Annotated in this window: 28 protein-coding genes, 4 tRNA genes and 2 pseudogenes; 18 read left to right on the top strand and 16 right to left on the bottom strand. The window is 71.4% G+C overall.

Annotation, left to right across the window (positions count from 1 at the left end):
• Window positions 1-82: 82 nt before the first annotated feature.
• The 3 genes from FF041_RS21760 to FF041_RS21750 all read left to right on the top strand — a co-directional run bounded on the left by FF041_RS21760 (window position 83) and on the right by FF041_RS21750 (window position 1,157).
• The gene (locus FF041_RS21760) at window positions 83-340 is read left to right on the top strand and encodes a hypothetical protein (protein WP_153524342.1); all 258 of its coding nucleotides are present in this window, start codon (window positions 83-85) and stop codon (window positions 338-340) included.
• A 5-nt stretch (window positions 341-345) separates the two neighbouring features.
• Window positions 346-714 carry a PIN domain-containing protein gene (locus tag FF041_RS21755; protein WP_153524341.1) on the top strand — a complete coding sequence of 123 codons (369 nt, stop codon included), beginning with the start codon at window positions 346-348 and terminating at the stop codon, window positions 712-714.
• Window positions 715-863: 149 nt separating this feature from the next.
• Complete coding sequence (locus tag FF041_RS21750; protein ID WP_153524340.1) at window positions 864-1,157, top strand: hypothetical protein; 294 nt, start codon at window positions 864-866, stop codon at window positions 1,155-1,157.
• Window positions 1,158-1,265: 108 nt separating this feature from the next.
• Here FF041_RS21750 and FF041_RS21745 read toward each other — a convergent pair whose 3' ends face one another.
• On the bottom strand, window positions 1,266-3,968 hold the full coding sequence (locus FF041_RS21745; RefSeq protein ID WP_153524339.1) for an ATP/GTP-binding protein: 2,703 nt from the start codon (window positions 3,966-3,968) through the stop codon (window positions 1,266-1,268).
• Between the two features lie 165 nt (window positions 3,969-4,133).
• On the opposite strand from FF041_RS21745, the gene FF041_RS21740 reads away from it, so the two are divergent.
• Window positions 4,134-4,427 carry a hypothetical protein gene (locus FF041_RS21740; RefSeq protein ID WP_153524338.1) on the top strand — a complete coding sequence of 98 codons (294 nt, stop codon included), beginning with the start codon at window positions 4,134-4,136 and terminating at the stop codon, window positions 4,425-4,427.
• Here the strand turns inward: FF041_RS21740 and FF041_RS21735 are convergent.
• On the bottom strand, window positions 4,376-6,538 hold the full coding sequence (locus tag FF041_RS21735) for a zeta toxin family protein (RefSeq protein ID WP_153524337.1): 2,163 nt from the start codon (window positions 6,536-6,538) through the stop codon (window positions 4,376-4,378). The two genes, FF041_RS21740 and FF041_RS21735, sit on opposite strands and share 52 nt — an antisense overlap.
• Here FF041_RS21735 and FF041_RS21730 point away from each other — a divergent pair.
• A complete protein-coding gene (locus FF041_RS21730) occupies window positions 6,442-7,482 on the top strand; it encodes a hypothetical protein (RefSeq protein ID WP_194292123.1) in 1,041 nt (346 codons plus the stop codon). The genes FF041_RS21735 and FF041_RS21730 overlap by 97 nt on opposite strands.
• A gap of 35 nt (window positions 7,483-7,517) precedes the next feature.
• Here FF041_RS21730 and FF041_RS21725 read toward each other — a convergent pair whose 3' ends face one another.
• Window positions 7,518-7,796, bottom strand: a complete 279-nt coding sequence (locus FF041_RS21725; RefSeq protein WP_153524335.1) for a hypothetical protein — start codon at window positions 7,794-7,796, stop codon at window positions 7,518-7,520.
• 670 nt (window positions 7,797-8,466) lie between these two features.
• Between FF041_RS21725 and FF041_RS21720 the strand changes: the two genes are divergently transcribed.
• The 5 genes from FF041_RS21720 (at window position 8,467) to FF041_RS21700 (ending at window position 11,288) form a co-directional block, all read left to right on the top strand.
• Window positions 8,467-8,691 (top strand): hypothetical protein, encoded by a 225-nt coding sequence (locus tag FF041_RS21720; protein WP_153524334.1) that lies wholly within the window; start codon window positions 8,467-8,469, stop codon window positions 8,689-8,691.
• Window positions 8,691-9,602, top strand: coding sequence for a sigma-70 family RNA polymerase sigma factor (locus FF041_RS21715; RefSeq protein WP_153524443.1), 912 nt, complete (start codon window positions 8,691-8,693; stop codon window positions 9,600-9,602). The genes FF041_RS21720 and FF041_RS21715 overlap by 1 nt, the downstream gene beginning before the upstream one ends.
• Entirely contained in the window at window positions 9,599-10,441 is an 843-nt protein-coding gene (locus FF041_RS21710) for a hypothetical protein (RefSeq protein ID WP_153524333.1), read from the top strand. The genes FF041_RS21715 and FF041_RS21710 overlap by 4 nt, the downstream gene beginning before the upstream one ends.
• Window positions 10,442-10,695: 254 nt before the next feature.
• Window positions 10,696-10,956: a hypothetical protein gene (locus FF041_RS21705; RefSeq protein ID WP_153524332.1), complete on the top strand. Its 261-nt coding sequence runs from the start codon at window positions 10,696-10,698 to the stop codon at window positions 10,954-10,956.
• Window positions 10,956-11,288: a hypothetical protein gene (locus FF041_RS21700; RefSeq protein ID WP_153524331.1), complete on the top strand. Its 333-nt coding sequence runs from the start codon at window positions 10,956-10,958 to the stop codon at window positions 11,286-11,288. The genes FF041_RS21705 and FF041_RS21700 overlap by 1 nt, the downstream gene beginning before the upstream one ends.
• Window positions 11,289-11,304: 16 nt before the next feature.
• On the opposite strand, the gene FF041_RS40100 is transcribed toward FF041_RS21700, so the two are convergent.
• Both FF041_RS40100 and FF041_RS21690 read right to left on the bottom strand, forming a co-directional pair.
• On the bottom strand, window positions 11,305-11,472 hold the full coding sequence (locus FF041_RS40100) for a DUF6233 domain-containing protein (protein WP_153524330.1): 168 nt from the start codon (window positions 11,470-11,472) through the stop codon (window positions 11,305-11,307).
• 202 nt (window positions 11,473-11,674) lie between these two features.
• Entirely contained in the window at window positions 11,675-12,028 is a 354-nt protein-coding gene (locus tag FF041_RS21690) for a hypothetical protein (RefSeq protein WP_153524329.1), read from the bottom strand.
• A gap of 96 nt (window positions 12,029-12,124) precedes the next feature.
• Here FF041_RS21690 and FF041_RS21685 point away from each other — a divergent pair, with 96 nt between their 5' ends.
• Window positions 12,125-12,835: an HNH endonuclease family protein gene (locus tag FF041_RS21685; protein WP_153524328.1), complete on the top strand. Its 711-nt coding sequence runs from the start codon at window positions 12,125-12,127 to the stop codon at window positions 12,833-12,835.
• A gap of 104 nt (window positions 12,836-12,939) precedes the next feature.
• On the opposite strand, the gene FF041_RS38025 is transcribed toward FF041_RS21685, so the two are convergent.
• Complete coding sequence (locus FF041_RS38025; RefSeq protein ID WP_194292115.1) at window positions 12,940-13,290, bottom strand: hypothetical protein; 351 nt, start codon at window positions 13,288-13,290, stop codon at window positions 12,940-12,942.
• Window positions 13,291-13,508: 218 nt separating this feature from the next.
• Here FF041_RS38025 and FF041_RS21675 point away from each other — a divergent pair, with 218 nt between their 5' ends.
• Complete coding sequence (locus FF041_RS21675) at window positions 13,509-13,823, top strand: 4a-hydroxytetrahydrobiopterin dehydratase (protein ID WP_153524327.1); 315 nt, start codon at window positions 13,509-13,511, stop codon at window positions 13,821-13,823.
• 154 nt (window positions 13,824-13,977) lie between these two features.
• Here the strand turns inward: FF041_RS21675 and FF041_RS21670 are convergent.
• A pseudogene (locus tag FF041_RS21670) lies at window positions 13,978-14,389 on the bottom strand (transposase); the annotation flags it as partial.
• Between the two features lie 443 nt (window positions 14,390-14,832).
• Complete coding sequence (locus FF041_RS21665) at window positions 14,833-16,035, bottom strand: hypothetical protein (protein WP_153524326.1); 1,203 nt, start codon at window positions 16,033-16,035, stop codon at window positions 14,833-14,835.
• 83 nt (window positions 16,036-16,118) lie between these two features.
• On the opposite strand from FF041_RS21665, the gene FF041_RS21660 reads away from it, so the two are divergent.
• Window positions 16,119-16,427 (top strand): hypothetical protein, encoded by a 309-nt coding sequence (locus FF041_RS21660; RefSeq protein ID WP_194292114.1) that lies wholly within the window; start codon window positions 16,119-16,121, stop codon window positions 16,425-16,427.
• Entirely contained in the window at window positions 16,424-17,584 is a 1,161-nt protein-coding gene (gene tgmC / locus FF041_RS21655) for an ATP-grasp peptide maturase system methyltransferase (protein ID WP_194292113.1), read from the top strand. Before FF041_RS21660 ends, tgmC begins: the two co-directional genes overlap by 4 nt.
• 363 nt (window positions 17,585-17,947) lie before the next feature.
• Here tgmC and FF041_RS21650 read toward each other — a convergent pair.
• From FF041_RS21650 to FF041_RS21625, 6 genes and pseudogenes are all read right to left on the bottom strand, one after another.
• Window positions 17,948-18,020, bottom strand: a tRNA-Lys gene (locus FF041_RS21650).
• A gap of 236 nt (window positions 18,021-18,256) precedes the next feature.
• A pseudogene (locus FF041_RS21645) lies at window positions 18,257-20,523 on the bottom strand (DEAD/DEAH box helicase).
• Between the two features lie 230 nt (window positions 20,524-20,753).
• Window positions 20,754-21,335, bottom strand: coding sequence for a hypothetical protein (locus FF041_RS21640; protein WP_323392358.1), 582 nt, complete (start codon window positions 21,333-21,335; stop codon window positions 20,754-20,756).
• A 170-nt stretch (window positions 21,336-21,505) separates the two neighbouring features.
• Window positions 21,506-21,868, bottom strand: coding sequence for a fluoride efflux transporter FluC (locus tag FF041_RS21635; protein ID WP_323392356.1), 363 nt, complete (start codon window positions 21,866-21,868; stop codon window positions 21,506-21,508).
• The gene (locus FF041_RS21630; RefSeq protein ID WP_323392355.1) at window positions 21,865-22,314 is read right to left on the bottom strand and encodes a fluoride efflux transporter FluC; all 450 of its coding nucleotides are present in this window, start codon (window positions 22,312-22,314) and stop codon (window positions 21,865-21,867) included. Before FF041_RS21630 ends, FF041_RS21635 begins: the two co-directional genes overlap by 4 nt.
• A 194-nt stretch (window positions 22,315-22,508) precedes the next feature.
• Window positions 22,509-22,859: a metallopeptidase family protein gene (locus FF041_RS21625; RefSeq protein ID WP_323372147.1), complete on the bottom strand. Its 351-nt coding sequence runs from the start codon at window positions 22,857-22,859 to the stop codon at window positions 22,509-22,511.
• A gap of 508 nt (window positions 22,860-23,367) precedes the next feature.
• Between FF041_RS21625 and FF041_RS21620 the strand changes: the two genes are divergently transcribed.
• From FF041_RS21620 to FF041_RS21605, 4 genes are all read left to right on the top strand, one after another.
• Window positions 23,368-23,440 (top strand) — tRNA-Glu (locus FF041_RS21620).
• A gap of 34 nt (window positions 23,441-23,474) precedes the next feature.
• Window positions 23,475-23,549 (top strand) — tRNA-Asp (locus FF041_RS21615).
• Window positions 23,550-23,571: 22 nt separating this feature from the next.
• Window positions 23,572-23,645, top strand: a tRNA-Phe gene (locus tag FF041_RS21610).
• Between the two features lie 119 nt (window positions 23,646-23,764).
• Entirely contained in the window at window positions 23,765-24,436 is a 672-nt protein-coding gene (locus tag FF041_RS21605) for a histone deacetylase (RefSeq protein WP_194292112.1), read from the top strand.
• Window positions 24,437-24,489: 53 nt separating this feature from the next.
• Here FF041_RS21605 and FF041_RS21600 read toward each other — a convergent pair whose 3' ends face one another.
• Window positions 24,490-25,362, bottom strand: coding sequence for a cytochrome c biogenesis CcdA family protein (locus FF041_RS21600; protein ID WP_153524323.1), 873 nt, complete (start codon window positions 25,360-25,362; stop codon window positions 24,490-24,492).
• The coding region (locus FF041_RS21595; RefSeq protein ID WP_153524439.1) for a DsbA family protein at window positions 25,359-26,129 on the bottom strand (771 nt) is incomplete at its 5' end. The genes FF041_RS21600 and FF041_RS21595, both read right to left, overlap by 4 nt.

The raw sequence follows: 26,129 nt of genomic DNA, 5'->3' as shown, positions 1-26,129 counted from the left end.
AAGAAACCCCCACAAGGTCCTGGGTACGGATACGGGTACGGGTACGTACCCGTACCCTTGGGGGATGGGAAGGAGCACACTGATGTCCGATGCCAATGTCCGTATCCCCGAGGAAGCCAAGGACCGGCTCGCCGCGATCGCCGCAGCCGAGGGCCTGTCGCTGCGCGCCTATCTCGCCCGGCTCGCCGAGACTCTGCTCACCCCGGCCGAGCGGGCCGAGCGCGCGGAGCAGGCCCGGGCCGCGCTGACGGCGTGGAACGGCTACGCCCCCACCGCGGCCGAGGAGCGGGAGCTGGACAGCGAGCTGGACCGGCGTCTTGGGCTGGCGGGCGGTCTGTGAGCACCATGCACATCGTTCTGGACGAGACGGCGATGGTCGCGGCCGGGCAGGGCAACATCCTGGCGTCCCGCCTGATCCACCGGGCCCACGCCGAGTCGGGCTGGTTTCTCTACGCCCCCGCGTGTGCGCTGGTCGAGGCCGACCGGGCCCGACCAGGCACGGCGGAGCACCTGGCCGCGCTGCCCGGCATCACCGTCCTCGACCTCGACCTGTCCGCCGCCCTGGCCGTCGCCCAGCAAGAGACATGGGCAGCGGCCCACAGCCGGCACGCGGCGCAGCCCACCGCGGACCGCCCCGACGGGGCGGTCATCGCCACCACCGCACCGAAACGGTGGGACGGTCAACCAGTCCGTGTCCTCGACCTGAACCCGTGACGGCCTACCGTCGGCGGATACGGGCCGACTGGTGCTCTCTCTGTGATCATGGGCCGGTTCCTTCACAGCGCGGTACGGCACCAGGTGGCCGCGATATCGTGGAGCACCTGATGACCGTTTCTTTTCATGATCTGGCAGGAGGGCTCCGCGTGGCCGAGGATCCCATCGCGCAGGGTGAGATCGCTGCCCTGACCCGGCGCTACGAGAACGCTCTGCAGATCGTGCGCGGCGATATCGCCGCGATGGACAACCGGCTGATGACGGTGGAGGAGAAGCTGGACGGCTTCATCGCCGAGCAGCGCGAGGCCAGCGCGGTCATCGGCCAGCGTCTGGACGGCCTGGAGCAGAAGATCGACGGTTTCCTCACCGAGCAGCGCAGCGTGAACACGACCCTCGTCGAGCTGCTGTCCACCCTCACGGGCAAGGACCCCGACGCGTCCTGAGTGTTCCTGTACGGCTGCGGGCCCGCCACCGGAAAGTACCGGTGGCGGGCCCGCAGCCGCCTGCCCGCCACCTCGGCCGTGCTCGCCGCGGAAGACGTCATCCGGCGGTCAGAACGAAGCGTTCAGGCGGTCGCGGCGGTCGGTGACGAGCGCGTGCCAGCGTTCCCGCACAGGGTCGTGGCCGTCGAGCCAGCGGACGGTGGGCCGGGGTGGACGGGGGAGGTCACCCATGGCGGCGGCGATATCGGTGAAGTAGGCGAAGTCGCCGCCCGCGGTGAGGGTGTGGAGCCGGTCGATGAGGTCGGCGAGGTCCTGGTGCTCGTCGCGGACGGCGTGGTGGAAGGCGAGGGCGATCTCCAGGAACCGGGACAGCCAGGGCAGCCCCGCGTCGGTGATCTCGCGGCGCAGTCCGTGGGCGCGGCCGGGGACGTCGGCGCCGGTGTCCCCGGCGTCCTTGACGAGGGCCGCGATGTGGGCGAGGAGGGTGGTGGCGCGCTGGTCGAGGGGTGCGAGGAGCTGGTGGGCAAGGTCGAGCTCGTCACCGGCGCGGACGGGGTCGGCGAACGCGAGCGCGAGGGCGAGGCGGACCTGGGCGATGGCGCGCTCACCTGGGGCATCGTGTTGTTCGGCTTCGGCGCGCGCCGCCCCGAACGCGGCGACGGCTTGGTCGATGTTTCCGTGGGGCCAGTGGATGTCTCCGGCGACGCGGTGGTGGCGGCCTTTCCAGCCGAGGGTGGGGACGGCGGCCAGGGCGGCGGGGAAGTCCCCGGCGATCCTGGCCAGGTTCGCGAGCCCGCGGCGGGCCTTGGGTGCGAGCCGACCGCCCGCGTCGGCGACGCGCTGCATGCCGGTACGGGACTCCTGGGTGTGGCCGAGGTCCTTGTGGGCCTTGGCCCGGTAGTACAGGGCCAGCGCGGTGAGCTCCCGGTTGAGGAGGCCGGTGTCGAGGACGGCGGTGAGGCGTTCGGCGGTGCGGGCGCGGTGTTCGTGCTGGCGGCGGGCGATGGCGGTCAGCAGTTCGGCCAGGGCGTCGGCGGCCGTCTCCGGGCCGGTGCCGTCGCCCCCCGCGCCGCCCGCGGTGGCGTCCCGGGTCCCGCCGCCGGCACCCGGGCCTCCGGCGGGCGGGGCGAGGGGCTCCCAGACGGAGTCGTCGGTGTAGGCGTGGGCGGCGTCGGTGAGCCAGCCGAGATCGGTGAGGCGGTGGTCGCGGGCCAGGCGCAGGCCCTGGCGCAGGCACGCCACGAGAAGCATCCGGCCCGTGGCGGTGGCGCTGCTGGTGGTCCATTGTTCGCCGAGGGCGGTCAGGGCGCGGCCGGCGGCCTGGTGCCAGTCGGCGGCAGTCCAGCGGTCCTCGCTCTGGTCGGCGTGGACGGCGGAGCGGATCGCGCCGTGCAGGTGGTACGGCCACAGCGCGTAGGGGTTTTCGGAGACCAGCGGCCTCTCGGCCAGCCGGCGGGCCGGGGCCTGGCGGTCGAGCCCGGCGGCGCGGGTGGCCAGATCGAGGTCGAAGGCATCGAGCAGGGTCACGGAGCGCAGCACGTGCCGTTCCTCGGGGGTGAGGTCGGACAGGATCCGGGCGAGGAGAGCGGGGAAGGTGCAGTCGAAGTCGGCCGGCTCGGGCGTGCGGCCGGTGCGGCGGATCTCCAGGAAACGAGCGGCGGCGAGATCGAGGTGGAGGGGCAGGCCGTGGGAGCGGGCGGTGATCGCCGCCCGGACACCGGGCTCGATGAGGGGCCGGCCGTCCTGGACCAGACGGCGGGCGAGGTGATCGTTGCAGTCCTCGGGGGAGAGGTCGCCGACCAGGCGCTGACGCCCGCCCGCCCCGGCACCGGCGCCGGGTGCGAGGCCGGGCCAGACGGTCGGGCCGGTCCAGTCGAGCTGTCCGTGCAGAGCCGGGTCGGCCCAGGCGAGGCGGCTGCGCCCGCTGATCACGAACAGCACGTTGGGCATGAGATAGACCAGGCGCTGCAGCAGGCGCTCGAGGTCACGGTGGCGGTCGGCGGTTTCTTCGAAGGTGTCCAGCAGGACCACCGGGGTGACCTTGTGCTTCGCGGGCAGCTGACCGAGTTCCCACGCCAGCAGGTGCGGGTAGTAGGAGAGAGCCTCCAGGTCGGGAGTGGCCTCCAGCAGCGCAGCCGCGTGGGAGCAGCCGGCCAGGGCGCGGGCGCGTTCGCGGCGCTCCCGCAGTCCTTGGGCCAGGGCGCCGGTGACCTGCCCGGCGGTGGCTCCGCCGGGCAGCTGCAGCAGGGCGGCGGCCTCGCTCACCGCGGTCTGCAGCTGGTGGGGCAGCGCGGTGGCGAAGCGGCCCATCAGCCCGGTGCGCCGCATGTACTCGTCGAGCGGTTCTCCGGGGTGGGTGTGCTCCCAGTACTGGCGCAGGGCCACGTCGAATGAGGGCAGCGGACGGCCCGGGGTTCCGGCGAGGGCGAGCCGGATGGTGAGGATGACGCGTTCGAAGTCGGAGCCGGCCGCCGCGGAGCGGGCCAGGTCGATCCGGACCGGCAGCAGCCGCTCGGTCCATGACGGTGCGCCCCACTGCGCGGGACGCTGGTCGGCCGCGGTGAGCGCGGCCTCGATCTTGCGGAGCAGGGTCGACTTGCCGACCCCTCCGACCCCGTGGAAGACGATCACATTGGTGCGGGGCGTTTCGAGATCCTCCACGTCGAAGCCCGGCTCGCCGGTGCGCCGCAGATGCTGCTCCAGCGCGCCGGCCACCAGGGCCCACTGGTGCTCCCGGTTGGTGAACGCCTCGTTGGCGTCGAAGGACGGGTCGTTGGAGCTGAACAGCGCACGAAGGTCGGCCGCGGCCATGGTCCCCCCACAGGTGATCGCCTCGGGGGACCAACCTATGCCGTACCGGGGCGGGCGGCGGCATCCTGCCGGGCATGACGATGCGGCGGTGGTGGACCGGGCCCGGCCGCAGAGCGAGAATGGGCCCTTTGCCGTCGGTTTCCCGTTGTGAAGGATGGACTTTTCGTGGACGGACCAGCGCCCGCCCCCGGCGGCTTCGACCCGGCCGATCCGGTCGGCTACGAGGCCGCCGTCGAAGCGGTGGGCGGGGTGATCGCCTGGTACAGCTCCCGGATCCTGGCCGAACGGCGCGCGGGCGCGACCCCAGAGGTCCTCCGGGAACTGACCTTGCAGCGGCAGGCGTGTGTGAAGGACCGGGACCGGTTGGAGGACGCGGACAGCCAGGAGACAGCGCGCCTCTTCACTCTTTACACCGCCCGCCTCAAGGAACTTAAGGAGCGGGGGTCCCCGGCCTCGTAAGGGCAGGCGGGCAGGGCGGCCGCAGGGATGGGCCCGGGCAGGCGGTGCGGCTGCATGTGTGCGGGCATCAGTGGCCGGGCGACCCGGGCGATGTGACACAGCGCCTCGCGGTAGTGCGGCAGCACCGTGCACAGTCGGCGGTGCACGGCCCAGAACCGTGCGCCCTCTGCGTCGGTGTAGGGGCGGGACTGCTCGACGAGCAGTGCGGCAGCGGCGCGTGCCGGGCGCTCCCAGCGCCCCTGGCGGGTGCGTCCGTTGCGGTAGAGGACCGTGCCGTCGCGCCGCAGCACCATCACCGAGTCGGCCACCCCCGCCTGCTCGGCCATCGCTACCGCCTCGGCCAGCACCGCGAAGTGGACATCGTGCCCGTGCGTGGTGGTGAACCGGGCGGGAACACCGAGCTGGATCATCCGGGCGCAGCGATCGGCGGTGCCCTGAAGGGAGTCGGCCGCGCGCACGGCCAGGACCACCAGCTCCACCCGGTAGCCCGCCTGCTGGTAGAGCATCGCGGTGTTCACGAACGAAGCCGCGCTGGCAGGAGCGATCTCGACGACGACGTCCGCGCGCCGCTCGCGCACCAGCTCCTCGGCCATCGCCTGCCACGCCCGGTAGTCCGGCCGGATCCGCTCCCCGGCCGTGCGCGGTTCTTCTCCCAGCAGCTGGAGGTAGTCGGGGTGGGCGGTCTTGAAGTCGTCGCCGTTGATCTTCACCGGCCGCCCCCGCAGCGTCCGCCGGATCATGGGGGTCATCCCGGTTTTTCCCGCGCCGGGCTGCCCCATGAGGAACACGGCAACCGGTCTCTCCTGCGGCGTGACGTTCGCCAGCAGGTCCGGAACGATCAGATGGTCGAAGATCCACCGGTGTTCCTCCGCAGAGAGCCGGTGGTAGTCGACCCCGGGCGCCTGGTGCCGGGCCTGGGCGGTGCGGCGGACCGGTTCCGCGAGCGCGGCGGCCCGCTCGGCATCCCGCCGCACCGCCAGCGCCCAGTCCGAGGAGAGCTGCGGATCGTGGGCGCGCCGGTCGGCGTCGGCGAGCTGGCGGCGGAAGGCGCCGGTCTCCGCCGCGGTCCACGGGCGGGCCCGCTCGGCGACCACCGCCTCTGCGGCACCGGCCGGATGGCACCACCGGCCGTCAGGGCCGAGCTCGTTGACGTACACCACGTCGGCGCCGCGGCGGACCACGGTCACCCGGTCGACCAGGCGCCTGGTCTCGATGGCCGCGAGGGCGCCGGGCAGCGCTGCGGCGCAGGCGTCGTGGTTGGTCCAGGACACATAGCGGGCCCGGCCCTCCTCGGCGAGCCGCAGATACCGGTCCAGCACACCGAGCTGGCTCACCGCCGCCGGCACCGCCAGCGCCACCACCTCGACCCGGTACCCCGCCCGCCGCCACCCGGACAGCGCCGCCTCCCACCCCGCCGGGTCGGGCAGGGCCTCCTCCGCCACCACATCGAACCGGCCGGCCCTCGCTCGCTCTTCGACTTCGGCCCGCCAGCGATAGGTCTCCTCCCGCACCCGTACACCCGCCGTCCGCACGTCCTCCGCGAGGAAGGCGGTGTAACCGGGATGAACAGCCTTGTAGGCATCGCGGTCCACCCGCACCACACCACCGCGCCGGCTGAGGGCCGCATGCACCAGGTCCATGACGAACGTCTTGCCGCTCCCGGCCTGGCCCAGGACGAACACCACCACCGGACACTCCTGCGGCACTGCGGCGTGCAGCGCTTCCGCGAGAGTCGGCGCGGCCGGAGGCCGACGCGGGGGCGGGGGCGGCGAGCTCACGTACTCCTCCAGAAACGGATCACGGCGCGGCCGGGGACCGGTCTGCCGGGTGCGCGGGGCAGGGCAGTTCTGCTCGGACTGAGGGTCGCCGGGCGTGCCTGGGCATGGCCCGGCGGGTGCGAGTTGGTATGGATCTACCCGCCAGCCGATCGTAAGACCCACCCTGGAACAAAGTCCAGCCCGGGGGTAACCTAAGACTTTGCCGGGGTGCTGCAGACAGAACAGCGGGGATCTCAATGACTGACCGACGGGATGGCGGCGGGCGCCGCACCATGCCTTCTGAACGCGCCGACGACTACACCCAGGGCCTGCGCACCGAGCGCGCACTGGCATGGCTGGTGGCGATTCCGGACCCCATCGACCGCGTTCGCAGCGCCGACGCCCTCGCCGAACACGCACGCAGCGTTCAAGGAGACATCGGGCGAGTGCGCCGCCAGGCGATCTACGAGGCGACACTGCGCCCCGGACACACAGGTGAATCCGTTGCCGCAGAACTCGGCATCAGCGCCAAGGCCGTCTCCGCCGCCGTCTCCGCATCCCGCTCTCAGGACCGTCAACTGTTCCGGAGCGCATTGGAGATTCTCATGCGGCCGGGTGTGAGCGATGTCCCGGCAGATCAGCTGGCACCCGGTCTTCGGGCGAGGGACGTGCTGGTCCAGGCCCGAGTCCTGCTCCGAGGATGCGGCAGCTACAACGCCGAAACGATCAATGATGACGAGTATGCCGTTCTGGAACAGTCCGAGGACAGGGCGCGTCGTATCCAGCGTTCGGCAGGCGTAGAGGCACCGTCACCGGCCGGGGAAAGCACCGATGAAGATCACGTTCCCGAGGCCATGCGCAATGCGGCTGCCGTCTTCGCCGTCCTGCCTGGCATCCTGCCGTTGCACTTCGGGACACCCAACATTCAGGAATCACCTGACCGTTCCGGCCTGTGGTCAATCGGCTGGCAAATCCTTCCCGCAGAGGAGGGAGTGGGCGAGTACTACGCCGGCCCTCACCGTGACGGCTGGGTGGCCACTGAATACCTGATCTGGTTTGTTCGCGACCTGGCGCGCGGCGGGTACGGAATCTGGAGCGACGTCTTCGCCCTCCCCCCGTTCATGAACGAACCGGGTACGTCTCTCTACTTTTCGATCCAGGGAGACCTGAACGCGGAAAAACCGATCACACCAGATCAGTTCGTGCGCGACCTGCGACGTTCATGGGTCGATCAGCAAACAGGATTCATGGATCTCGACTGGCCCAAACCGCCAGCTGCTGACTTCGAAGCATCATGACGCGGTGACCATCCCGGTTGGGCCGACTCCCGTGGTTACCCAGGCGGGGCGGATACCGTCGGGCGGTTGCCGGGCAGCACGGCGAGGATGTTCTGTGCAGTGGCGGTGTACGCCGCGACGAAGCCGTCCCCGAGCAGCGGGACACCGCTGGTGCCCATGTCCTGAGCGACCGCGTCGTAGAAGGCCGGATCGGTGGAGCGGGCCGGCTCACGGCCGTGGCAGACAAGACCGTGGATGGCGACGTCGTGCCGGCGGGTCGGGCGTGCAGCGCCCCGGCCGGAACCCCGGTTGATGACGGGAACGGGCAGCCGCATCCCGGGGTTGCGTACTGGCCTGGGTGTGCGGTGTGCCCGGGCCGGACGGCCTGGTGCCGCGCCTCGGGCTCAGGAGCTGATCAGCGTCGCTGGTCAAGGGCGGGCAGTCGGCTCTCGCGCGGTTGTTCCTGACCCGGCGACCTCCTGCCGATAGGGCGCGGTGAACCTGAGGCACTCGTGGGGGAAGCCCGCGTGGGCGGCTGATCGGGTGGAGGTGAGGGTGTTGTCAGTGCCCTGCTTTAGGGTCGTCTCCCCGTAAAGGGGGTGTTCCGTTCCCGCCCGGCCTCTAGCCCGGGCCGGGCGGGAACGGGCCGGCACGGCCCCCTTTTTCGGCACGGGGGCCGGGCCTCTTCCGGATGGAAGGGCGACACCGAGGTGTCCTGTCTCCATATGAGGGGGTTCCCGGTGGGATTGCAAGGAAAACCGGGAACTTCACCCGCCGGACGGCGTCCGGCGTGCTCGACGTGCACCGGAACGGTCATCTCCGGCCGTACGGCTGACCGTCCGCGACTCCTAATGTTCCGTGAATCAAAGATCACGTAGCGTTATGTACTGCTGCCGGTCCATGCTGAGGACCCCCACCAACAGCGGCTCGGCACCCGCTCGTTGCAGGGGTCCCCCCTTTGACGTGGTCTTCCGGATGACTGCGGCACGACACCAAGGACTGGTGATGAGCAGCAAGCAGATAGCGGCAGCAACGGCGCTGGCGCTGGTGACGTTGGTGGTCTTCGGCTGGAGCACGGTGATGGCGGCGATGGGCCACGCGGCCCTCATCGCCGTGCTGGCCCCGGTCCTGGGCCTGACGGTGGTCCAGGTCCTGCGCGGCGTCCGCTCGCGCACTGCCTCTGGGCACCGTGTGACGGTGGTGCCCGACGAGGAGGACAGCGCCCCGTGATGTCGTCGAACGAGCCGGGGCCGGCCTCTGAGCCGGCCCCGGCCCGCCCCGGCCGCAAACTCGGCCGCATCGTGGACACGGCCGGCAGCGCCCACCGGGCCTGGCTGGTACCGACCCGCGAGCGCTACCTCGCCTCCGGCCGTACCCTCAGCGAACTCGGCCTCAGCGTCCCGCTCGCCAAGTCCAAGCTCTCCGAACTGCTGCGCGGTGTGGGCCACTACCCGCGCTGGGAGGTCGTCCACCGCCTGGCCCGCGAGCTGGACATCCCCGTCTGGCCCCTGCACCGGCTGTGGAAGGAGGCGGCCCTCGACGTCGGCAAGAGCCGGGACTGGGTAGACCGCTCCACCGAAGGTGCCATCGCCCTCACCACCGCCCGCTCCGGACCGCCCCTCGACCACGGCGCCCTGCGCATCATGGTCACGGAGGACTACCGCCTCTACGCCGGGAACTTCCTGTACGGCGAGGCCCGCGACGCCGCAGTGGAGGACACCTTCGCCATGCTCTGGCTCACCTGGGACGAGGCCCTGGCCAGCCCCGACACCCGCCGCTACGCCTGGAACATCCTGCGCACCACCGTCAGGTCCAGGGCCGGCTTCCGCGACGACCGGCCCGTGCTCACGGATGCGGCCTTCGACACCGTCGCCCTGCGCACCCGGACCTCCACCGAGGGCCAGGCCGCGCAGCTGACCGAGAGCCTGGAACTGTTCGCGGCGATCAGCCGGCTGCCCGACGCCCAGCTCGACGTCATGGTCCTGCGGCGCCTGTGCGGCTTCACCGCCGAGGAGGTCTCCGACCTCCTCGGCATCCCCCTGGCCGCCGTACGCTCCGACGAGCGCCACGCCGAACGCTTCCTGGACGACACCATCGAGACCCACGTGCTGCCGCCCCAGACCGGAGGAGCAACCCCATGACCACACTCGACCACATCCTTTCCAGGGCGCTGCTCGTCCGTGACCGCGCCGTGCCCCGCGACGCCGTCCCACCCGGCGAGGCCGACCCTCCCCCCCGCCCCGCTGTCATCCCGGGCCCGGCACCGAACGCCGCGGCGGTGGCCGCGGCCGAGGACCTGCGGGCACTGTGCGAGACCCTGGTCCGCAACACACCTGCCGTCGCCGTCGCCGCCTTCGTCACCGAGCAGGTCCCCGAGCCCCGCAGCGCACTGATCCTGGCATGCGTCCTCCAGCTGACCGACACCGACGACGGAGCCAGGTTCTGGTGGCAGTACGCCGCCGGCGCCGGTCAGCCCGCCGCCGCCTACTGCCTCTACCTCCACCACCTCGCCCTCGGCGAGACCCACACCGCCCGCTGGTGGCACGCCCAGACCGACGAGGTGCAGGCCAGCGAGACGGACCCGCAGGCTCACCAGGTGCGTACCGCCATCTACTGGGGCGGCGACGAGCCGGGCGTTCTCCACCGCGAGGAGGAGGTCGCCACCACCACGATCCTGCGCCTCCTGCGCAGCCTGGCACGAAACGTCAGCCGCCCCCGGTCCGCCGTGGTCACCGCACTGATGACCTACATGCCCACCGCCGTCGCCGTCGGCTATCTCCGCGAACCAGAAAGCGAACTTCCCCTGCCCGGACCCGGGTTCGCCTGCAAGATCCGCGTCCTGCTGGCCGCAGCCGCCGACGGGCCCGACGGACCCAGCGACCTCCCCGCACGCCCACACGCTCGCCCGGGCCTGCGGCGAGACGCCACCTGGCCCGCACTGCGGATCTACCACCAAATCGACGGAGCCGCGACCCACTGAACAACCCGCCGGACCACGCTCCCGCGCCCCTGGGCCCAGGGGCGCGGGAGCGCAGAGGCCTACGAAGGCACGCCCGGCCCGGACCCGGCCGGACCGGTCTACCGCTCGGCGTTCAACGAGTGGCTGCACGAGGCGCGCGGCTGAACGGGCCGGGTGCACGGGCCGGAAGGCACCGCCGAACGCCTGAATCGCCCCTGAGTGGAGCGTTGGCCGGATCGGGCCCGGGTGTCGGCGGTGGTGGCTACCGTCGGCCCATGGCGCTGGATGAGGAGATCGAGAAGGCTCGCGTGGAGCGGGACGCACAGGATGCCGAGCAGCGGGAGAAGCAGCGACGGCAGGAGCGCACCCAGGAGCGGCTGCTGGAACTGGCCGCCGACGCGGCCAAGAGGCTCGCCCCGTACGCGCGCCGGGAGACCGCGCAGTACCTCCATGTCGTGCAGCCTTCCCCGGTGGGCACCGTGACCGGGCCCGGGGCAGGACGTACCGGGAGGCGGACGGTCAGTGGTGCTGGCTGATGCGCGATGTGAAGCACCGCGCGGTCGACGGCATTGGCCGGGTACGCACGGTGATCCTGCTGCTGCAGGACGGGTGCTTCGCCCGGGTGCGCCTGGACTGGGGGCAGCAGGAGCCGGGGGTGTTCGTCACCTCGGTGGTCACCCACGAGCCGGTCGCCGCCGACTTCGTGGCGGACAGGTTCGCCGGCGCTCGGCTCAACGACGGGTGGATCGCCGAGCTGGAGAAGGATGTCGCACGGGTTCTCGTCGACTGCGAACGCGGCCCGGCACCTCGTAGCAGGGTTCCGGCGCACCTCCACTCTGCGCGGCGCGCCAACCAACTGCCCAGGTGATGTCTGCGTGACGTCGTCAGTCGAGGAAGCCCAAGGCGGCATCAGGCTTGCAGTCGGAGCACGCGGGCAGCCCTTCGGCGAGAGCGCGGCGGGCCTCGTCGCGGGTCAGGGCGCGGCCGCCGGGCGCGGGCATCCAGCACTCGCCGGTGTGCAGACGGATCGGCCCGGCGATGCTCTTCTCCACGAGCCAGTCGGGTGAGGGTGGCGAAGGGCGCGACGGCCCGGCCGAGGCCGGCTGCGAGCCGGCCAGGAGGAGCGACGGGACTGGCGCTGCTGCTCGGCTTCCCGGATCCAGCGCTCCGTGCGCTCCAAGTCCTTGATTTGGACGCGGCGCAGGAAGTACAGCATTTCCAGCCGCTCGGCGTCGTACGGGCCGGACACGGCACTCAGCCCGCAGGCGCCGCGCGCTCGGTGGTAGTAGTGCGCTTCAGGGCCATCCTGGCCTCCACCAGGTCCGGCCCTCGCAGCTCCTGCCAGAACGGGTGCACCGTCACCTGTTCGGTCAGCTCCAGCAGCAGCCCGCGCAGCCGCGCCACTTCTGTCTTCTGCTGGCCGGTGTAGCCGGGACTGTCCGGCATCGCGCCGATCCGGTCGCTGTGCAGCTGCTTGTCGCCCTCCCACCCGGGCATCGGCTCGACCGACCAGGGCAACTCCCGGCACAGCTCCTCGTACTCGGCCCGCGTCCGGTGGAGCCGGGTCTGCGCGTCGCGGAGGTCTGCGGGAAAGTCGCTTTCAGCCATGGCTAAATAGTACGCCTGTTCGAGTCTGGAGCTCGTTGAGGTGATCCGATCGTCGTTCCAGCCCCCAAAATGCGGCGGACTGCTTTCGTCACCGGCATGATCACCCGTCTGAAGCGCGCCGTACTGGCCGCCGCCGTGTGCACGGCCGCCGTCCTTCCTCTCACTCTTGCCGCACCCGCCGGCGCCGCACCCGGTGCCTCCTCCTCCGCCCCGACTACTGCCGCGCTGGCCGAGAGCACCCCGTTCGCCGCCGCGGTGGCACTGCTTCCGGTCGGGGTGGAGGACCGGACGGGGTACGACCGGGACAAGTTCCGGCACTGGAACACCGGTCTGGATCCGGCGGACGGCTGCAACACCCGGGCGGAGGTGCTGATCGCCGAGGCGGTCGAGGCCCCCGCGATCGGCGCCCGCTGCGCCCTGACGGGCGGCTCCTGGTGGTCGTACTACGACGAGCAGACCGTCACCTCGGCCGGCACGCTCGACATCGACCACATGGTCCCCCTCGCCGAGGCGTGGGACTCCGGCGCGGACGGCTGGACGGCGGCCCGCCGGGAGGCGTACGCCAACGACCAGGGCCAGGCGTCCTCGCTCGTCGCCGTCACCGCCCGCTCCAACCGCTCCAAGTCGGACCAGGACCCCGCCGAATGGCTTCCCCCGGCCGAAAGCGCGCTCTGCCGTTACGTATCGGAGTGGACCGCGACCAAACTCCGCTGGGACCTCACCGTCGACGAGAACGAGCAGGACCGCCTCTTCCTCGTCGCGGCGGGGTGCACCGGCACCACCGTGACCTGGGAGACCGCACCGTAATCAGCGGATGACGGGCCCTGTTGCGCCGCCGGGCGGAACAGGGCCCACACGGTCCGCCCCGCCCTACGGCCACGGCCCTTCGTAACCGGCCACGGCAACATGGTTCAGCCGAGTTCGGAGAGCTCCTTTTCGATGTCCTTGCCGATGTCCTCCGCGTCGGACTCCAGATTCTTCTCAAGGTCCTTCACGAAGGCGGTGGTGACCTCCCCGGTGATCTTCTCCAGGGTCTTGTCGTCGAGCCCCTCGCACGGCTTGGGCTTCCTGCCATCCCTCAGATCGTCCGCGCCCTTGACGGCGGACCCCGCGTCGACGCTCTTGTTGATCGCTTCGGTCATGGCGTCCTTGCAGGCCGCGGCGTCGGGCTTGGAGCCCTCGCCGCCACCGCCACCGCCGCCGCATGCCGTGAGCGCGAGCAGAAGGGCAGCCGTGATCGCCGCCGCTGTGGATGTACGCATGTTTCCCCCGTAGTTGTACGAATCCGACCCATCATCGACTGTGTGCAAGCCAATGGGCGGCCATACGGCGGCGATGTGACCCACTTCTCGCCCGTCCTGCCGGGCGCCCCGCAACCCTGGCGACCACCGTGAGGAACCGGCGCCCCTGCGCCAAGGTATGAGCAGGTCGAACGACCCCATGGGCGACCGGCTCGCCCGAATCGAAGGAGTACGCACACATGGCCGCCACCCCGCTGACCGACGCCGAACTCGCCCAAGCCCTCACCGGCCTCCCCGGCTGGACGGTCCAGAACGGCAAGCTCACCGCCGCCTTCAAGGCCGACCGCGCCGCCGTCCCCACCCTCTACGCGGCCGTCGCCGCCGCCGAGGACGAGGCCAACCACCACGCCGAGATCCGGATCCTCTACGGAACCATCGCCTTCGCCCTCGCCACCCACGACGCCGGGGGCGCCATCACCGCCCGGGACACCGCCATGGCCACCCGCATCACCGCCCTCGCCGCCGAACACAGGGCCCGCCCCGTAGACAGCTGACGCCCCACCCGGCGGGACATCCGGCCGACGACCCCCGCCGCTCCCCCGACGCCGAAGAGCCCCGCCCGGCCGAAACCGGGCGGGGCCCTCCACAGCGGGATGAGGGCGCGAACCCTTCCCCTGACTCGTAGACCGTGTGGGACTCGAAACCCACAACCAACGGATGAGAGGAGCCCGCTCCCCTTCTAGGGCCCTGACGTGGGAGGAGTCGACCACGCAGCGGGACCGGTCCACGCGTGAGGCTGCGTTCAGCACGGCGAGCAGGACTTCGCGGAGCCGCTACAGGACGCCGGCCTCGTTCCAGTCGCGCAGCCTGCGTCAGCAGATCATGCCCGAGCCGAAGCCCGGTTCCCTGGGCCGGCACTCCCCCTGGATTCCGGTGTGCAGCACGTACAGGATCCCGCGCAGCATCTCCCGGTCCGGCAACGGCTTTCGGCCCGGGTTACCGCAAGCGCCGCACTCGCTGCGGCGGCAGCCGACTCTCGGCCCCACAGCTCATCCGACACGATCCACGGCGATGCCCCCATGCCAGACCAAACGCTCGACTCCCGCCCCGAATACGGCAACCAGGCCCGATCCACCTCACTGTGTCAGCCACTGTTGAGGAAGGTCACCATTGATCACGCGGCGGCATCTTCGGCGGACCCTGTGCTGGCGACTTGTCACATCTGCTTACGCTGGTGAACATTCAGGTCTGGACGGCCCGAAGCTGCTGTCTGGCACGGCAGGCGGTACAGGCAATGACGCCACGCACGCATACGAGCAATGGGAACTCGTCCGGTTTGAGCGCAGGCGCCAAGTGTCTCCCGTAGACCGCCATGAAGATCAACTCGGTGGTTGGGATTGCTACCGTCAGATCCTCTTCCGCTCCGCTCTGCCGCTGGAGCCACACGGAGGACTGGGGACCGATCCGGGCAAGGCAAAGGGTGCCCGAAGCCTGGCTGTGCATACCGACCGGGGCACCCTTCGCAGCTGACTATACGTGTCGGCAGCCCCTGTCAGAAGAGTGTTACGGAGGCCCGGAACCGAGCAGATTGAAGGCTCCGTACACCCCCGACGCGAGCGCCGCCACGCCCACGATCACCGCCGGAAGCGCCCTTCGCCGGGCACTCGCCAGCGCCACCGCAGCCGGCAGCAGCAACGGAAATGCGGGCATCATCAGCCTGGGCCGGGAGCCGAAGTAGCCGGACCCGATCAACGAGATCACGACCACCATGACGCAGTAGACGATCACGGGCAACGGTTGGCGCGGCCGTTGCCGTACGCACAGCCACACCACCCAGAGGAGTAAGGCGAAGGCTGCGCACAGTCCGAGCCCTGCGAGGACGCTGCGGCCGAATTGTTCCGCCACGAATACGGCAAGCGCCGCACCCCCGTCGATCCGGTTGTTCCAATCCGCCTGGATATCGAAGTAGGCGAACGGGTTCCCCTCCCACACGGCCACGAAGACGATGTACGACAGCCAGCCCAGCGGGGCCAGACAGACCCCCACCGCCATCCGCCAGTGCCTCCGGAGCGGTTCACCTCCGCCCCGTTCGGTGACCAGACGCCACATCGCCGTGACGCCGATCGCTGCGATCAGCGCAGCCGCGACCGGCCGGGTAAGCCCAGCGCCGACACACAGCACACCCGCCGTGATCCACCTGTCCGTCAGAACGGCGTACAGCGCCCAAGCCGCCAGCGCCGTAAACAACGTCTCGGTGTACGCCATGGACTGCACGAACGCCGTCGGGTACGCCCCCCAGAGCACGGCCAGCAGTGTGCCCGCCCGGCGCCCGTATATCCGCGCACCCACGGCGAAGATGCCACAGGCGGCGGCGAGCGAGGCGAGCCATGAGATCAACAGGCCCGCGCCGGCTACGCCGAGGGGCGGGAATAAGACGGACAGGCCCCGCTCCAACGCGGGCAGGAGCGGGAAGAAGGCCAGGTCGGAGTGGAGGGTGCCGTCCGGAAGCCGGACCTCGTAGCCGTATCCGTGTTCGGCGATCCGCTGGTACCAGACCGAGTCCCAGCGGCCTGTCAGCCGGCGCATTCCGTCCTTGCCGGTGACGGAGGCGCTGATCATGAGGATCGCAAGACCGGTGAGCCGTACGGCAATGTAGCCCAGCAGCGCGGGCGCGGCGTAGCGGAGTGAAATCGTCAGCGAATGGGCCGCGGAACCCGGCCGCAGGGCGATGGCCCGTAAGAGGGGGACGGCCTTGGGCTCGGGCATGCTGGAGAATATCGCGCGTCGGTGATCACTGCGCAGCCTTCCAGTCGTGCGTACGCAAGGTCGCCGACATCCGCCTTGCCGCAGTGGGCGACCAGGTGTTCGCGACCCGGATCGACACCGACGGCGACCACCTCGACTGGCGCCAGGACCAGCGGCTGACCACCTGCTCGCCCGTACCTTTCGTCCCACCGGACATCCGTGAAGCGGCCCGGTCCTACCTCGACGCGTTCGGGCTCGTCTTCGGCGCATTCGATTTCGCCCTCGACGGCGACGGCCGATGGTGGTTCCTCGAATGCAACCCGAACGGCCAGTGGGCGTTCGTCGACCAGCCGACGACCAAGGCCATCACGACCGCGCTCGCGGACACCCTCCAGAAGGGCACCACCGCATGACCACCACCGACACCGCCGGAACGCTGCGCCGACGACTCGTCGAGCAGCTTGTCGCGGACGACCTGCTGCACGACCCCGAGCTGCGCCGTGCAGCCGAGACCGTCGCCCGCGAGACGTTCCTCGGCCCCGCGATCTACAAACCCAGCGCGCCTCCGGGGGTCACGGTCTGGACCCCCACCCGCCGTGCCGACGTTCCGGCCGGGGAATGGCTGCGGCTGACCTACGAGAACACCACATGGGTGACGCAGCTCGACGGCGTCCTCGCCGAGGACGCCACCGGCCCGGTGACCGGCGGCACCCCGACGTCGTCCTCGACGCTCCCGGGGGTCGTCCTGTGGATGCTCGAACAGGCCGGCGTCGCCCGTGGGAAGCGGGTGCTGATCATCGGGGCCGGTACGGGGCTGTCCACCGCGTACGTCAGCGAGATCGCCGGGGAGGAGAACACGACGGCGATCGAGACCGACCCAGCCGCCGCGGCGCGCGCTCGGAAGGCCCTCGACGAGGCCGGATACACCCCGGCCCTCATCACCGCCGACGGGCTGCGGGGACACGCGGACCGGGCCCCGTACGACGTCGTGATCGCCTTCTGCTCGATGCGGCACATCCCCTACGGACTGCTGCGGCAGATCCGGGAGGGCGGAACCCTGCTCGTCACCCTCGCGGGATGGGGATTCGGGCACGGCCTGGTACTTCTCACCGCCGATGGGGTCGGCGGGGCGACGGGCCGATTCCTGTCCGGGTACACCTCGTTCATGATGGCCCGGCCGCACGACCGGCCCCCGCACGGGCCGTTCGAGCTGCTGCCGGGCGAGAACCGGCCCAGCCGCATCGACCCCGCCCTGCTGGACGACTGGTCCGGCCGGTTCGTCGCCCAGCTCGCCACCCCCTCTGCCGAACGGCTCGGCATGGGAGCCGAGCAGATCCTGCTCGACGTCGCCACCGGATCACAGGCCCGGACCCAGCCGGACGGGAACGGCGGATGGACCGTGACCCAGCGAGGCCCGCTGGAACTCTGGAGCGCCGTCGAGGACGCCATCGCCGTCTGGCAGGGTCACGGCTCGCCCCACCTGTCCGAATTCGGCGTAACCATCACGCCCGACGCCCAGCGGGTCTGGCTCGGCGCACCGGACGGACCGGGCTGGGCGCTGCCGGTCTAGGGCGTACGTCCTCCGTGGCCGCGAGCCGGGACGGTCGGTGGCCATCGCGGCTCGCGGCGCGCTGTCGAGGTGGCGTACGGCAGGAGAACCGGTGTGCCGTCCTCCCGAGCGGTAGTCGCACGGGGTACCGCCCGCGCTTGGCGACGGCGCATCCGATCGTGCGTCCCTGCGGAGGACACGGTTCGAAGAACGGGTGCCGGACGACATGGCCGGCCTCGTACCCCAACAGTCCGAGACTCGTTCGGCGCCTCGGGCACGCAGGGCACCCGAACAGCCGCCAAAAAGGCTGTGGTCCGACCGGATGCAACCGGTCGGACCACAGAACACGCAGGTCAGAGCAGCAATGACGCTGCTCGGACCGGGTAGGCCGTGTGGGACTCGAACCCACAACCAACGGATTAAAAGTCCGCTGCTCTGCCAATTGAGCTAACGGCCCTCGGCGAGTCATCCCCGAGCATAGCTGGCCCCGGCGCGTGAGCCGATCGGGTATCCGATCACGGAGGGCCGGAGTCCTCCGATGTCACCATTCCGACCGCGGTTCAGCGGGTGCGGCCCCCGGTGAACGGCGGTCGCAGGGCGGTGGGAGACGGCCTGGAGGGCCGTGCGGAGGCGGGGGGAGGAAAAGGCACGGGGCCCGTACTCCAGGTGGAATACGGGCCCCGTGAAGGTCAATCAGCCGTTGCGCTTCCAGCGCGGCTTCTCGTCGCGGCGGCCGAAGGAGGAACCGGAGGAGTTGGGGCCGGTGCTCCGGTGGTCGTCGCGGCGGGCGTACGGACGGTCCGCGGAGCCGGAGCCGGCGCGGAAGCCGCCGGAGGGGCGGTCGTCGCGGCGGTCGCGGTTGAACGGACGGTCGCTGCCGCGGTGGCCGCCGCTCGGGCGGTCGTCGCGGCGGAAGCCGGTGGACGGGCGGTCGTCACGACGCTCATCGCGGCGGAAACCACCGGACGGACGGTCGTCACGGCGGAAGCCGCCCGACGGACGGTCGTCACGACGCTCGTCCCGACGGAAACCACCGGACGGGCGGTCGTCACGACGCTCATCGCGGCGGAAACCACCGGACGGGCGGTCGTCACGGCGGAAGCCGCCCGACGGGCGGTCGTCACGACGGTCGAACGAACGACGGTCGTCCCTGCGGTCGTCACGGCGGAAGCCGCCCGACGGACGGTCGTCACGACGCTCGTCCCGGCGGAAACACCGCGGTCGTCACGACGGTCATCGCGACGGTCGTCACGGCGGTCGAACGAACGGCCCCGGCGCTCGAAGTTCCCACGGTCGTCACGGCGCTCGGCCGACTGCTCCGGCACCGTGGCCGCCGCCACGGCGGCCTCCAGCTCCGCCTCAGCGGCCTCGGCCATCTCGGCGACCGCCGTCTCCGGGTCCTCGCCGCGCTCGCGCGCAGCGCGGGCCACCAGACGGTCGGCCTCCTCGCGCAGCTCGGTCGCCCGGCGCTGCACCCGCTCAAGCTGCCGGACCAGGTCGGCGGCCTCGCGCTCGGCCTGCTTGGCGGCGTTGTTCGCGGAGTCGGCCTGGACCTCGGTCAGCGAACGCGCGCCGGTGATCTCGGCGACCTCGGGGTCGAACGCGCCGGCGCCGCCCACGATGTGACGCGAGGCGTCCACGCCCGCGTCCTCCATCAGCCGGAAGATCTGGCGGCGCTGGTGCGGCAGCGACAGCGAGACGACCGTGCCGGACTTGCCCGCACGGGCGGTACGCCCGGAACGGTGCAGATAGTCCTTGTGGTCACCGGCCGGGTCCACGTTCAGGACCAGGTCGATGCCGTCGACGTGGATGCCGCGCGCGGCGACGTCGGTCGCGACGAGCGCGTTGACGTAACCGTCCTTGAAGTCGGCCAGCGTCCGCGTCCGCGCGCCCTGCGTCATGCCGCCGTGCAGCGCGTCCGCCTTCACGCCCGACTCGCGGAGCTGCTCGGCGATGCGGTCGGCGCCCAGCTGGGTGCGGACGAAGATGATGGTGCGGCCCTTGCGGGCGGCGATGGCCGCCGTGACCGGGGCCTTGTCCTTCGGCTTCACCACGAGGACGTGGTGGGTCATGGTGGTGACATTGCCCTGGGCGCTGTCGACCTCATGGCTGACCGGGTTGGACAGGTAGCGCTTGACCAGCGTGCTGATCTCGTTCTCCATGGTCGCGGAGAAGAGCATGCGCTGACCGCCGGACGGCACCTGGTCGAGCAGCTCGGTGACCTCGGGCAGGAAGCCCAGGTCCGACATCTGGTCGGCCTCGTCCAGGATCGAGATCTGGACCTGGTCGAGCGAGCAGGCGCCGCGGTTGATGATGTCCCGCAGCCGGCCCGGGGTGGCGACGAGGATGTCGACGCCGCGCTCCAGGGCGTAGATCTGGTTGCCCATGGACGTACCGCCGCAGACGACCTTCATCTTCAGGCCGAGGACGTCGCCGTACGGCTGAAGCGCGTCCGCGACCTGCATCGCGAGCTCACGGGTCGGCGTGAGGATCACACCGCGCGGCTTCTTCTTCTCGGTGTGGCCACCGGCCAGCGTCGCCAGCAGCGGCAGACCGAAGGAGAGCGTCTTTCCGGAGCCGGTACGGCCGCGGCCGAGGATGTCCTTGCCGGCCAGGGCGTCCGGGATGGTCGCGGCCTGGATCGGGAAGGGGCTGGTCACACCGTTCTGGGCGAGCTTGCGCACAACGCCCTCGGGCAGACCCAGGTCCGCGAAGGTGATGGTCGGCTCGGCGTCGGCCTCGGCCTCAACCTCGGAGTCCGACTCGGCGTCCTCGGCGGAGACGGAGAGCTCGTCGGCCTCATCGGCCTGGACCGTCTCAGCGGCCTCGGCGACCTCAGCGGCCTCGATGACCTCGATCGCCTCTACGGTCTCGGCCGTCTCGGCCGTCTCGACGACCTCAAGGGTCAGGATCTCGTCGTTCTCGGGCATGACAGCGTGATCAGTACTGAAATTGGACATGCGAAATGCGAAACCTTCCGGAGTCTCGGCACGCGCCCAAACTCCGTGATTTTCGCAATTCGACCGCCTCGATGCGGTCAGCCACGGCTAGGGAGAGTACGCGCCACACGGCGCGCTTCTGTTTCGGCGCCGGGCAATGGGATCAAACGATCTACCACCATACGCACTCTCCCCCACTCAAGGCAAACCCCGATCGAGTGACCGCCCGCACATCCCGGGTCCGGGCCTGGTCAGACCGGTCCCATCCGGGGCGATGCCAGGGGCTCACCCCGCATCCCCGGGCCGTCCGCCTCGGTCATCCGCATCGCCGCCCCGGCCTGCACCTCCGGTGCGGAGGAGGCCGTGGGCTGCTCGGTCGGCTCGGTCGGCTGGGGAGTGGGACTCTCCGGCGGCGCCGCGGTCGGGGTCTGCTGCTGCGGCGGAGCGGACGGCGTCACGGGGGCGGAGGGCTGGCCGCCTCTGGTCGGCGAGGGCGCCGCCCCCGGCGGCTTCGGCCGGTTCGCGGAGGACGGCCCCGGCGTGGGAGCCGGCGAGCCCTTCCCGCTCGGGCTCGGCGACGCCTTCGGCGTACCGCTCGCACTCTCGGACGTCTCGCCGGAGACCTCCGCCCGTCCGCCCGCCTGCCGGCCGCCGGGTCCCACCGCGTGCCCGCCGTCCGGCTCGGCCACCGTGTCGGTCCGGTCCACCGACTTGCTGGGGGCGGGCTTTCCGCTCTTGTCGTCGCTCACGCTCATACAGCCGGCCGAGGACGCGAGCGCCAGCGAGGCGGCGAACGCGACAGCCAGACGACCAGGGGCGGACAAATGGCGCACGAGGGCACCTCCGGGGGACAGAGCGGGGACAGAACACGGGTTTCACTGCCCAACTCCCAGTGCCCCACAAGGGACACGCCCCACGCCTGACAAGTACACGACCTCCGACCGCCGCTCGGCGCGGCACTCGGCCGCCACTCGGCGCGGCGTCCGGCCGGCGACCCCCGCCGCTACCCCGCCAGCCGCTCCGCCAGCTCCGCCCCCGCCATCAGCGCACCCGTCCCCACCAGCACGGACGCGACCACATTGACCACCGCCAGCGCTCGCCGACCGCACTCGGCGAGCCGGAGCGTCTCGTACGAGAGGGTCGAGTACGTGGTGAGCGCCCCGGACAGGCCGGTACCGAGCAGGGCGTACGCCCGGGAGGACACCGCCGCCCCCGCGAGCGCCCCCAGCAGCAGACAGCCCGCCGCGTTGACCGCCAGGGTGCCCCAGGGGAAGGGCGAGTCGAGGCGGGACCGGACCGCCCGGTCCGTCAGATAGCGCAGCGGCGCACCCACGGCCGCGCCCACGGCCACCAGCAGCCAGTTCACCGCCGGCCCCCGGCGAGGGCCGCCCGGGTCAGCGAGGCCGCCGCCCACACCGCGGCCAGACAGGCGCAGACCGTCCCGCCCGCGTACGCGGGCGCGAGCCAGCTCTCCCCGCGCGTCAGCAGCTCGCGGAAGTCCAGCGCGTACGCCGAGAACGTGGTGAAGCCGCCGAGGACCCCGACTCCCAGAAACGGGCGCACCAGCGGATGGGCGCGGCGGTCGCCCTCGCTCACCAGCACCATCAGCACGCCGATCAGCGCGGAGCCGGACGCGTTGATCCCGAGGACGGCCCAGGGGAAGGGGTCGGCGGGCCAGGCCCGCGAGATCGCGTCCCGCGCCAGGGCTCCGGCCGCACCGCCCGCCGAGACCGCGGCCAGGACCGGCCAGAGCCGGGCCCCCGACGGCTCCGCCGGGTGAGCGGGCGTGGCGGGATCCAGGTGTGTGTCCACGGCCGTACCCGCGTACGTATCCACGGCCGTACCCGCGGCCGTACCCGCGGCCGTACCCGCGGCCGGAACATCCGTACCCGCGGCCGGAACCACATCCGAGCCGGTCGCCTCGCCCGAGACCGGGGAAGTCGCCGCCGAACGGCCGGTCTCCTCCGCGGTCAGGGAGGACCCGCCCGGCTCCGGCGGCCCAGAGGTCACCCGTACCCCAGCGCGTGCAACCGCTCGTCGTCGATGCCGAAATGGTGCGCGATCTCGTGCACCACGGTGATCTCGGTCTCCTCGACGACCTCCTCGCGGCTCGCGCACATCCTCAGCGTCGGGCCGCGGTAGATCGTGATCCGGTCCGGCAGCACCCCCGCGTACCACTCGCCGCGATCGGTCAGCGGAGTCCCCTCGTACAGCCCGAGCAGCTCGGGGTCGTCGGCGGCCGGTTCGTCCTCCACGAACACCGCGACGTTGTCCATCAGCCGCGTCAGCTCGGGCGGGATCCTGTCCAGCGCCTCAGCGACCAGTTCCTCGAACTCCTCGCGCGTCATCTCCAGCACCAGGCCATTGTCACGTACCCCGCACAGCCGGTCGCCCCGGGCAGCCCGGCCCGTAGTCGCACTGCGGTTCACCCGGATGGGCATACGCGCCCCATGGCACGCCCCCGCGCAGTCTCCGCACCGGTCCGCGCCGCCGCCCGGCTCCGGCTCCGCTACCGCTCCGGGCTCACCACTCCCACCTTGTGTCGCCGCTTGGCGCGCTCGAACTCGACTCGCACAACGGGCCGGTCCGGTCCGGTCCGGCTCGACGTGGACGTGGACGTGGACCAGCTCGACCCCGACGACGGCCCGACGACAGCCCGGCGGCGGCGAAGACCCCCCGAAGGCCCTCCCGGGAGCCCGCGGAGCCCCTGAGGCCAGGGCTTCCCGAGCCCGCCGCGCCGCCGGAACAGCCGGGCCCGGGAAGCCCCCGCCCACCTGTTCCGTAAACCGTTTTGGCGTTACCTCCCGCCATCCCATATGCTTCTCACGTCCCCGAGGCGCTGAGAAGCGCCCAGGTGGGCCCTTAGCCCTCATCGTCTAGTGGCCCAGGACGCCGCCCTTTCAAGGCGGTAGCACGGGTTCGAATCCCGTTGGGGGCACGCACTACCTGTGCGAGACTCGTCTCGCATATTTGGTCCTGTGGAGCAGTTTGGAGTGCTCGCCACCCTGTCAAGGTGGAGGCCGCGGGTTCAAATCCCGTCAGGACCGCTGCGATTCTCCGGAGTCGCGTGGCTGGGTAGCTCAGTTGGTACGAGCGTCCGCCTGAAAAGCGGAAGGTCGCCGGTTCGACCCCGGCCCCAGCCACAGCCGCCCTTTGGGGCGAACAGCCCCACCGAAGATCTTCGGTGGGGCTGTTCTCATATCAACCCCCAGGTCGCTCACTTCAGTACGCCCATCGGAACGACGCCGCCGCGGAGTGACAGTTGAGCACCGTCCACCGGCTCACCCCCGCACCCCCCGGGCCTCCCGACCCGCCCAGCCGGGTCTGGTACGCGTCCTACGGCTCCAACATGGACGCGGACAGGCTGCGCTGCTACCTCGCCGGCGGCAGGCCCCCCGGCGCGGCCAGGACACACCCCGGGTGCAGAAATCCCGGCGACCCCGAGCGCTCCGTCCCGATCGAGCTTCCGGGCACTCTGTACTTCGCGGGCGAATCGCCGGTCTGGACCGGGGGCAGAGCGTTCTACGACCCCGGCGCGGAGGGCCGCGTATGGGCGCGCGCGCATCTCATCACGGCTGAGCAGTTCTCGGACATCGCGGCCCAGGAGATGTACCGGGACCCGGGGGACGACCTGGACCTGCGGACGGCGCTCGCCCGGGGCAGGGACTCCCTGGGCCCCGGACGGTACGAGACGGTGGTGTGCCCCGGCTTCCTCGGCGGCCTTCCCGTTCTGACGTTCACCTCGCCGGGGCGCTGCACGGATGTGGCCTGGACCAGACCGTCGGCGGTGTATCTGCGCCATCTGGCCTCCGGACTGCTCGCGGCCGGCTGCTGGAGCGCTCCGGCCGTCGCCCGCTATCTGTCCCGGGCTCCGGGGGCGGCCGGATCCTGGACCCCGGAGGAGATCGCGGGGCTCATGGCGCCGGAGGTATGACCAGGGGCCCCCGTGGGCACGGCCGGAAGGCCCCGTGGCCGGGGCCTTCGCCGTCAGCTCTCCCTCCGGGCCTCCTCCGCGCCCCCGACCGCCGTGGCGCCCGCGCTCTCCTCCCGGCGCTTCCAGCCGCGTACCCCCAGCACCATCGCCGCGACCGCGACCACGCCGATCAGCAGCGCCCAGTCCGGAACCGCCTGGCCCACCTCGCCCGCCCACCGCTCGGCCGCGAACGAGTCGTCCACCGAGAGCAGGCCGGGCAGCGCCGTCGTCCCGTCGAAGACCAGGAAGACCGTGCCCAGGACGATGAAGAACAGGCCCGAGAAGAGCGAGGTGGTGTGGAGCCGCAAGCGGCCCAGGGCCAGCTCCCGGCCGCGCAGCCAGCCGCGCCCGCCCAGGTCGTAGCGGTCCCAGAGCAGGGCGAGCAGAAAGAGCGGTACCGCCATGCCGAGGGCGTAGACCGCGAGCAGCAGCCCCCCGTAGACCGGGCTGCCGCTGAGCGCCGACACCGTCAGCACACTGCCGAGGATCGGGCCCGCGCAGAAGCCCGCGAGGCCGTAGACCAGGCCGAGCGCGTAGACGGGGGCGGCGGTCGTCGGACGGATCCGGCCGGAGAGCCGCGCGAGGCGGCGGGAGGCGAAGCCGAGGCCCAGGATCTGGGCCGCGCCGAGCGCGATGATCAGCCAGCCGCCGGCCGTGACCAGCAGATCGCGATTGCCGTAGAAGAAGCGGCTCGCGTACGAACCGGCGACGCCGAGCGGGACCAGGGTGGTCGCCAGACCGGCGTAGAAGATCCCGGTGCGCAGCAGCAGTCTGCCCGCCGAGTCGAGCGAGTACGCGAAGAACGCGGGCAGCAGCAGCGCGCTGCACGGGCTGATCAGGGCGAGCAGGCCCCCGAGGAACGCGGCCAGATAGCCGATGTCCGTCATCGCCCGGCCTTCCCGGCGGCGCCCGAGGGCTCGGCGCCCTTCTCCGGCGCGGCCTGGTGGGCCGCCTCGATCGCCTGGACGAAGGTGTCCATGGGCTGTGCGCCGGAGATCGGACGGCCGTTGACCAGGAAGGACGGTGTGGAGGTCGCGCCGAGGGCGTACGCCTCCTCCTGGTCCCGCTTGACCGACTTCCGGGCGGCCTCGCTCTCCAGGTCCTCCGCGAAGGCGTCCAGGTCCTTCACGCCCGCCTGCTCCGCCAGCTCCTTGAGCCGGTCCTCGCCGAAGCCCTTCTCCTTGGCGCCGTCGGCGTACGCGGCAGCGTGGAACTGCCAGAACCGGCCCTGCTGCCCGGCCGCCCACGCGCCGCGGGCGGCGACCTCGGACTCCTCGCCGAAGATCGGGAAGTTACGCCATTCGATGCGCAGCACCCCGCTCTCGACGTACTTGTCGATCAGCTCGGGCTCGGTGTCCCGGGCGAACTTTCCGCAGTAGCCGCACTGGAAGTCGGCGTACTCGACCATCACGACGGGCGCGTCCGCGCGGCCCACGGAGAGGGGGTCCCCGGACTCGCGCCGGGCCAGGGCCTGGAGCTCCTGGTAGGGGTCGTCCTGTGGTGCGGCGGAGGTGCCGGGACCCCCTGAGTCGCCGGAGTCCCCGGAGATGGCCGACGGCTTCGCGGGGCCGTCGTCGTCGGGCCTGGTGGCGGTGTAGGAGGCGAGGCCGAGCAGCAGGGCCGCGACGACGACGCCCGCACCGATGATCACGGG

This window comes from Streptomyces jumonjinensis (assembly GCF_009600885.1).
GTDB classification, from domain to species: Bacteria; Actinomycetota; Actinomycetes; order Streptomycetales; family Streptomycetaceae; genus Streptomyces; species Streptomyces jumonjinensis.
This window is presented reverse-complemented; position numbering and strand designations above follow the sequence as displayed.